This window comes from Roseomonas sp. TAS13, from assembly GCF_001950415.1.
GTDB classification, from domain to species: domain Bacteria; phylum Pseudomonadota; class Alphaproteobacteria; order Acetobacterales; family Acetobacteraceae; genus Roseomonas; species Roseomonas mucosa.
The window spans coordinates 1-8,032 of the sequence record NZ_BDLP01000198.1 but is presented as its reverse complement, the minus strand read 5'-3'; the positions used below and the strand labels follow the sequence as shown (position 1 = coordinate 8,032).

The 8,032-nt window shown below is 68.9% G+C and carries 6 protein-coding genes; 5 read left to right on the top strand and 1 reads right to left on the bottom strand.

All coding sequences use genetic code 11. The annotated features are described in order from the left end of the window. On the bottom strand, positions 1-1,443 hold a 1,443-nt coding region (locus tag ROTAS13_RS15060; RefSeq protein ID WP_253187693.1), incomplete at its 3' end, for a cation-translocating P-type ATPase. Positions 1,444-1,959: 516 nt separating this feature from the next. On the opposite strand from ROTAS13_RS15060, the gene ROTAS13_RS15055 reads away from it, so the two are divergent. From ROTAS13_RS15055 to ROTAS13_RS15035, 5 genes are all read left to right on the top strand, one after another. Beyond that, positions 1,960-3,006: an ABC transporter ATP-binding protein gene (locus ROTAS13_RS15055; RefSeq protein ID WP_075822743.1), complete on the top strand. Its 1,047-nt coding sequence runs from the start codon at positions 1,960-1,962 to the stop codon at positions 3,004-3,006. A 111-nt stretch (positions 3,007-3,117) separates the two neighbouring features. Further along, positions 3,118-4,419: a PotD/PotF family extracellular solute-binding protein gene (locus tag ROTAS13_RS15050; protein WP_075822742.1), complete on the top strand. Its 1,302-nt coding sequence runs from the start codon at positions 3,118-3,120 to the stop codon at positions 4,417-4,419. 131 nt (positions 4,420-4,550) lie between these two features. Further along, positions 4,551-5,837, top strand: coding sequence for a PotD/PotF family extracellular solute-binding protein (locus tag ROTAS13_RS15045; protein ID WP_075822741.1), 1,287 nt, complete (start codon positions 4,551-4,553; stop codon positions 5,835-5,837). Between the two features lie 36 nt (positions 5,838-5,873). After that, a complete protein-coding gene (locus ROTAS13_RS15040) occupies positions 5,874-6,791 on the top strand; it encodes an ABC transporter permease (RefSeq protein ID WP_075822744.1) in 918 nt (305 codons plus the stop codon). Beyond that, positions 6,788-7,687 carry an ABC transporter permease gene (locus ROTAS13_RS15035; RefSeq protein ID WP_058389300.1) on the top strand — a complete coding sequence of 300 codons (900 nt, stop codon included), beginning with the start codon at positions 6,788-6,790 and terminating at the stop codon, positions 7,685-7,687. The genes ROTAS13_RS15040 and ROTAS13_RS15035 overlap by 4 nt, the downstream gene beginning before the upstream one ends. The last annotated feature ends 345 nt before the right edge of the window (positions 7,688-8,032 follow it).

The window sequence follows — 8,032 nt, the reverse complement described above, 5'->3', positions numbered from 1 at the left end:
GGCCTCGTCCAGCACGGCGCGGGCGAGAGGATGCTCGCTGCCCGCCTGCAGCCGCGCGGCGAGGCGCAGCGCCTCCTCCCGCGCCACGCCTTCCGCCGGAACCAGCGCGGCAAGGCGCGGCCGGCCCTCGGTCAGCGTGCCGGTCTTGTCGAAGGCGACCACGGAAAGGCCCCGGGCGCGCTCGATCGCCTCGGCATCGCGCAGCAGGATGCCGGCGCGGGCGGCGGCGCCAGTGCCGGCCACCACGGCGGCGGGGGTGGCAAGGCCCAGGGCGCAGGGGCAGGCCACCACCAGCACCGCCACCGCATGCAGCAGTGCCACCTGCGCCGCCGCCCCGGCCAGCAGCCAGCCCAGGAAGGTGACGGCGGCGATGCCCAGGACCACCGGCACGAAGACGGCGCTCACCCGGTCGGCCAGGCGCTGGATCGGGGCGCGGCTGCTGCCCGCCTCCTCCACCAGCGCGGCGATGCGGGCGAGGCGCGTGTCCTTGCCCGTGGCGGTGACGCGGGCCACCAGCCGTCCGTCCAGCACCACCGTCCCGGCGGCCAGGGCGTCGCCCGGGCTCTTGGCCACGGCGCGGGACTCGCCGGTCAGGGCGGATTCGTCCACCCCGGCCTCGCCTTCCTCCAGCAGCGCATCGGCGGGGATGCGGGCGCCGGGGCGGATGGCGATGCGGTCGCCCTGGCGCAGCCGGGCGGTGGGCACCTCCTCCTCCCGCCCCTGGCCGTCGAGGCGCAGGGCGGTGTCGGGGCGCAGCTTCAGCAGCGTTTCCACCGCCCCGGCGGCGGCGTTGCGGGCGCGTTCCTCCAGGAAGCGGCCAAGCGAGACGAAGGCCAGGACCAGGGCCGAGGCCTCGAAATAGAGATGGTGCCCGTCATTCAGCATCAGCACGGTGGAAAGCGCCCAGGCCGCCGTGGTGCCGATGGCGACCAGCAGCTCCATGTTGCCGGTGAGGTCCCGCACCGCGCCCCAGGCCTTGCGGTAGATCCCGGCGCCGATGCCGAACTGCATCAGCGTGGCCAGGACGAACTGCGCCAGGGGGGGCGGCATCCAGTCGCGGCCCAGCCCCATACCGATCATGCCGATAAGGAAGGGCAGGGCGAGCAGCCCGGCCAGGGTGGGGCGCAGCCAGCCCATCCGGTGGCGCGGAGGCGTGGCGCCGGCGGCTTCCGGCTCTGGATGCAGCACGGCATAGCCGGCTTTCTCCACGGCCCGGTCCAGCGCTTCCTCCAGCGCGGCGGGGTCGGCGCCGGGCCGCAGCCGCACCCGCGTATGGCCGGTGGCGAAGTTCGCCTGGGCCGATTCCACGCCCGGAACCTTGGTGAGCGCGCGTTCCACCCGCCGCACGCAGGAGGCGCAACTCATCCCCTCCACCAGGAGGTCGAGGCCGGGTCCGGTGCCCTGGGACGTGCTGGCCGTGTGGGCGGAAAGGTCGTCTGGCATGGCCAAGAGGTGGGGCTTCCCTCTCCGGGAAGGTCAAGCCTCTTCCCGGGATGCGATGCATACTTGCCTTGCGCAGGCGTCATTGCGGCAGGAATTGCCTAAGAAATGTTCAATGCGCCGGCAGGGTTTCGCTTCCGGGACCCCTGTCCGCCAGGACAGCGTGTGCCCTGGGACCATCGTCGCTGGTTCCCGCTGCCGCCGGATCGCGCCGGAAGCGATGCTCTCCGGCAAGCCGCGGATGCCGCGAGTGCGGACAAGGTGTCCTTCACTTCTTCCGGGCGACCTCCTGATCCACCTGCTCCCTGGGATCACGCCACCGGCTGACCTTGCCACCTCCACCCACTCAAGGTGGGGACTGGGGACATACGATGTCCCCGGCGGTGGGAGTTCCGGGGGCAGGCGGAGCCTCCCCCGGGGGTGGCGGCAGGCGCAACGCCCAGGGTTCTCCGGAGAATGATGACGGTGGCACGGGCCTTGCGTTCCTCGCGGCGGGGACATGGATCGGTCTGGGGGCTCATGCGCGGGGCGAGTGTCGAGCTGGTGAAGGTGACCAAGCGCTACCCCAACGGGGCGGTGGCGGTGGACGGGATCGACCTGCGCATCCCGGCGGGGAGCTATTGCTGCCTGCTCGGCCCCTCGGGCTGCGGCAAGACCAGCACGCTGCGGATGATCGCCGGGCATGAGGACATCAGCGACGGCGACATCCTGATCGGCCCGCGCAACGTCGGCGGCCTGGCCCCGGCGGCGCGGGGCACGGCGATGATGTTCCAGAGCTACGCGCTTTTCCCGCACCTGAACTGCCTGGACAACGTCGCCTTCGGCCCGCGCATGCGCGGCATCGGCAAGGCGGAGCGGCGGGCGAAGGCCGAGGCCATGCTGCGCCTCGTGCACATGGAGAAATACGCCACCCGCCTGCCGGCGCAGCTCTCGGGCGGGCAGCAGCAGCGCGTGGCCCTTGCCCGGGCGCTGGTGACGGAGCCCTCGGTGCTGCTGCTGGACGAGCCGCTCTCGGCGCTCGACCCCTTCCTGCGCATCCAGGTGCGGGCGGAGCTGAAGCGGCTGCAGAACGAGCTCGGCATCACCTTCATCCATGTCACCCACAGCCAGGAGGAGGCGATGGCGCTCTCCGACCTCGCCGTGGTGATGAATGCCGGGCGGATCGAGCAGGCGGACGACCCGCGCACGGTCTTCTCGCGCCCCGCGACACCCTTCGTGGCGCGCTTCATCGGCGGCCACAACGTCATCGACCTGCCGGGCGCGGGCGGGCCCTTCGCGGTGCGCACCGACCGGATGCAGGTGGCGCGTGGCTGGCCATCCGAGAACGGCAGGGACGGGCTGCCGGCCCGGGTCGCCATGGTCGAGTACCAGGGCAGCTTCGTGCAGCTCCGCCTCGCCGGGGATGGCGCCTATCGCGACACCCTGCCGGAGATGACCGCCATCCTGTCCGACGATGCCTTCGAGGCCGCGCCGCTGAGCCAGGGCGAGGCGGTGACGGTCGGCTGGAGCGGCACGGACGCGCACCGGCTGAGCGTGCCCGCCCACGGCCAGGCGCTTCCGGCCTGAGCGGCGCACGCTGCAGGCGGCGCGATTTTTCCGCCATCCCGGCCAGGCGGTCCGGGTGGCCCCGATGCAGACACGGTGGCGGGCAGCCCCCACCCTGGAGGAGCAAGGCTCATGAGTGAAAGCAAGAAGAACGGGGCGAACCCCCACGGCGCCCTGGGGACGCTGGGCCGGCGCACGCTGTTCGGCGCCGCGGGCGGCCTGGCCGCGGCCGGCGCCTTCCGCCTGGCCGCCCCGGCGGTGCATGCGCAGGAGCCGGTGACGCTGCGCTACCTGGGCACGGCGGTGAACCAGAGCGCCGAGATCGCCGCCAAGGTGAAGCAGGACCTGGGCATCACCATCGAGTACATCCCGGTGGTGACGGATGACGTGATCCGCCGCGCGGTGACGCAGCCCAACACCTTCGACCTGCTGGACATGGAGTACTTCTCCGCCAAGCGCGTCGCGCCCTCGGGCAACCTGCAGGGCATCGAGGCGAAGCGGATCAAGGAGTTCGACAACATCACCCCGGTCTTCACCAAGGGTGAGATCGACGGCAAGAAGATCGGCGAGCAGGGCACCGCGCCGAAGAAGGTGCAGTTCCTGAAGGGCCGCAACTCCAAGGAGTTCGCCGACGGCCCGACCGAGTGGATGAGCCTGATCCCCACCACCTACAACGCCGACACGCTGGGCATCCGCCCCGACCTGATCAAGCGTCCGGTCGAGAGCTGGAAGGAGCTGCTGAACCCGGAGTTCAAGGGCAAGGCCTCGATCCTGAACATCCCCTCCATCGGCATCATGGACGCGGCGATGGTGGTGGAGGCGATGGGCGCCCACACCTATGCCGACAAGGGCAACATGACCAAGGCCGAGATCGACAAGACCCTCGGCATCCTCACCGAGGCCAAGAAGGCGGGGCAGTTCCGGGCCTTCTGGAGCGACTTCAACGAGAGCGTCAACCTGATGGCCTCGGGGGAGACGGTGATCCAGTCGATGTGGTCGCCGGCCGTGACCAAGGTGCGCTCGCAAGGCATCCCCTGCGTCTTCCAGCCGCTGCGCGAGGGCTACCGCGCCTGGGCCTCAGGCTTCGGCATCCCGCGCACGCTGGAAGGGCGCAAGCTGGATGCGGCCTATGACTTCATCAACTGGTTCCTGTCGGGCTGGGCCGGCGCCTTCCTGAACCGCCAGGGCTACTACTCGGCGGTGCTCAGCACGGCCAAGGCCAACATGGAGCCCTATGAGTGGGCCTACTGGATGGAGGGCAAGCCGGCGGCCCAGGACATCAAGGCGCCGGACGGCTCGCTGCTGGAGAAGGCGGGCACGGTGCGCGACGGCGGCTCCTACGAGCAGCGCATGGGCCGGGTCGCCTGCTGGAACGCGGTGATGGACGAGAATACCTACCTCATCCGCAAGTGGAACGAGTTCATCGCCGCCTGACCGGGCGGCATGGGCTGGAGCGGGGCGGCCTGCCGGGCCGCTCCGTCCGACAAGAAATCATCGGGGATGGGTTCCGGTTCTCACGGCATCGGCGCGCGGCGATCGGGCCGCGCGGCTGCGGGAGATCTGCCATGGATGACGTGAGCCAGATGAAGCGTGCTTCCGGCATCGGCCGGCGCCCGGTGCTGCGGGGCCTGCTGGGGGGTGCCACGGCGCTTGGCGCCCCCCTGGGCGCCCCGGCGGTGCATGCGCAGGAGCCGGTGACGCTGCGCTACCTGGGCCTGGGGGTGAACCAGAGCCAGGCCATCGCGCAGCGCTGCAAGGAGGAGACCGGGATCACCCTCGAATACACCACGGGGGTGCATGAGGACATCGTACGCCGGGTGGTGACGCAGCCCAGCACCTTCGACCTGGTGGACACCGACTTCTCCGCGGTGCGGCAGCTGATGCCCTCCGGCAACATGGCCGGCATCGAGGTCAAGCGGGTGAAGATGGCCGAGAGGATCGCGCCGCTCTTCACCCGGGGCGAGGTGGCCGGGCGCAGGATCGGCGACCAGGGCAGCGCGCCGAAGAAGACCGCCTTCCTGACCGGGGCGCGCAGCAAGGGTTTCGCCACGGGGCCGACCGAATGGATGTCGCTGATCCCCATCAACTGCAACGGCGATACGCTGGGCATCCGCCCCGACCTGATCGGCCGCTCCATCGGAAGCTGGGCCGAGCTGCTGAATCCGGAGTTCAAGGGCAAGGCTGCGCTGGTGAACAGCCCCTCGGTCGGCATCATGGATGCGGCGATGGTGGCGGAGGCCATCGGCAAGGTGACCTATGCCGACAAGGGCAACATGACGAAGGCCGAGATCGACGCCACGCTCGGCCTGATGACGGAGGCGAAGAGGGCGGGGCAGTTCCGGGCGTTCTGGAGCGACTTCAACGAGAGCGTGAACCTGATGGGCTCCGGAGAGACGGTGATCCAGTCGATGTGGTCGCCCGCCGTGACCAAGGTGCGCTCGCAGGGCATCCCCTGCGTCTTCCAGCCGCTGAAGGAGGGCTATCGCGGCTGGGGGCTGGGCCTCGGCATCCCGCGCACGCTGGAAGGGCGCAAGCTGGACGCGGCCTATGACTTCATCAACTGGTTCCTGTCCGGCTGGGTCGGGGCCACGTTGCTGCGCCAGGGCTACTATCCTTCCGTGCCCGAGACGGCGCGCCAGCAGATGGAGCCCTACGAATGGGCCTATTGGATGGAGGGCAAGCCGGCCGAGCGGGACGTCAGGTCGCCGGCCGGCGTGGTGGTGGAGAAGGCGGGCACGGTGCGCGACGGCGGCTCCTACGAGCAGCGCATGGGCCGGGTCGCCTGCTGGAACTCCGTGATGGACGAGAACGCGTATCTGATCAGGAAATGGAATGAGTTCATCGTGGCCTGAGCCGTTAGCGGCTCGCGGGGTGGCGTGATGGATGCCATGGCTCCCGAGGCGGGTCTGTCCGGGGCGAAACCGCCCCGGAAGGCGCGCCGACGCAACATTGCCTACTGGCAGGCGGCGCCCTTTGCGCTGCTCTTCCTGCTGTTCTTCGTCGTGCCGCTGGTGCTGACCGTGCTGGTATCCTTCTGGACCTATGACGAGTACCAGATCACGCCGGACCTGACGCTGCAGAACTACCGCGACGTCTTCGACGGCTGCATCGCGCGGCTGCCGGACCTCTGCGTCACCTTCGCGACCTATCTCTCGACGCTGAAGTTCTGCCTGCTGGCCTGGGGCACGACGCTGCTGCTGGGCTTCGGCATCGCCTATTTCCTGTCCTTCCACATCCGCACGACCACGGTGCAGATGGGGCTGTTCCTGCTCTGCACCGTGCCGTTCTGGACCTCCAACGTCATCCGCATGATCGCCTGGGTGCCGCTGCTGGGCCGCAACGGGCTGGTGAACCAGGGGCTGATGGCGCTGGGCATCGTCGATACGCCGCTGGACTGGCTGCTTTATTCCGAGTTCTCGGTGCTGCTGGCCTTCGTCCATCTCTACACGCTGTTCATGATGGTGCCGATCTTCAACTCCATGGCGCGCATCGACCGCTCGCTGATCGAGGCGGCGCGCGATGGCGGGGCGAGCGGCTGGCAGACCCTGGTCCATGTCATCCTGCCGCTGTGCAAGCCGGGCATCGTGATCGGCTCGATCTTCGTGCTGACCATCGTGATGGGCGACTTCGTGACGGTCGGCATCATGGGCGGGCAGCAGATCGCCTCGGTGGGCAAGGTGATCCAGGTGCAGATGAGCTACCTGCAATTCCCCATCGCCGCGGCCAATGCGGTGGTGCTGTTGGCGGTGGTGCTGATGATGATCTGGGGGTTGACCAAGCTGGTGGATGTGAGGCGCGAACTGTGAGCGGGCCCGCCGTCAGGGAGAAGCGGCCGGCGGCCTTCTGGTGGCTGGCTGCGCTCTTCACCCTCTTCGTCCTGTTCCTTTACGGGCCGATCCTGACCATCGTGATCCTGAGCTTCCAGGGGCCGCAGGGCGGGCTGACCTTCCCGATGAACGGGTTCTCCACCTACTGGTTCTCCCGCCTCTGGCAGGGGGTGGGGGTGGTGGATATCTGGGCGGCCTTCGGACGGTCCTTCCGCCTGGGGCTGGTGGTGATGCTGCTCACCGTCGGGCTGGCGCTGCCGGCGGGGCTGGCCTTCCGCAAGCGCTTCAAGGGCCAGGACGCCCTGTTCTATGTGGCAGTGGCTAGCCTGATCATGCCCTCCATCGTGGTCAGCCTGGGGATCGGGCTGGAGTTCCGGCTGATCGACGACCTGGTGAAGGCCCTTGCGGAGCGCTGGGACATCGCCTGGCTGCGGAACTACGAGACCGCGGCGGGCCTCTATACCTCCGCCCTGGGGGCGCACCTGACCTGGACGCTGCCCTTCGGGCTGCTGATCCTCTTCGCCGTCTTCAACCGCTTCAACCCGGCTTATGAGGAGGCGGCGCGCGACCTGGGCGCCTCCCCGCGGCAGGTGCTGCGGCATGTGGTGATCCCGATCATCGCGCCCTCCCTGGTGGGCGTGGCGCTGTTCGGCTTCACCCTGTCCTGGGACGAGGTGGCCCGGACCAGCCAGGCGATCGGTGGACAGAACACCCTGCCCCTGGAGCTCCAGGGGCTGACCACCACCGTGACCACGCCGGAAATCTATGCCCTGGGCACGCTGACCACTGGCATGTCCCTGCTGGTAATCGTGCTGGCCCTGGGGACGGTGCTCCTCCTCCAGCGACGGCGCAGCCGGCGGGCCAGGAGGGGCTGAGGAGGGGCCACCGGGAGGGTGCAAGAAATCTGAAAAGATTCTGCGCCGAGGGGCTTTGACAGCTTTCTTTATGGCCCGTATAAGCCCGTTCACCGGCGGCGAGGTGCTGTGAAGTGCTTCTGACGCGGGTTTCCTGCCGACAGGTTGGATGTTCACTGGAGGGGATGCTTCCTGGCGAGGGGGTATCTCTGAGGGTGGATGTTCTGTCTCTGAGGTGTGGAATTGTTCCTTGAAGGTGTGAATAGGGGTTTTACTGTAGGAAGCCTGGATGTTTTGCTTGAGTGATTTGGCACGAGTGTGCTGGACGACTTGAGTGGGACCGTGGCTGATCTGGCGGTGGACTGG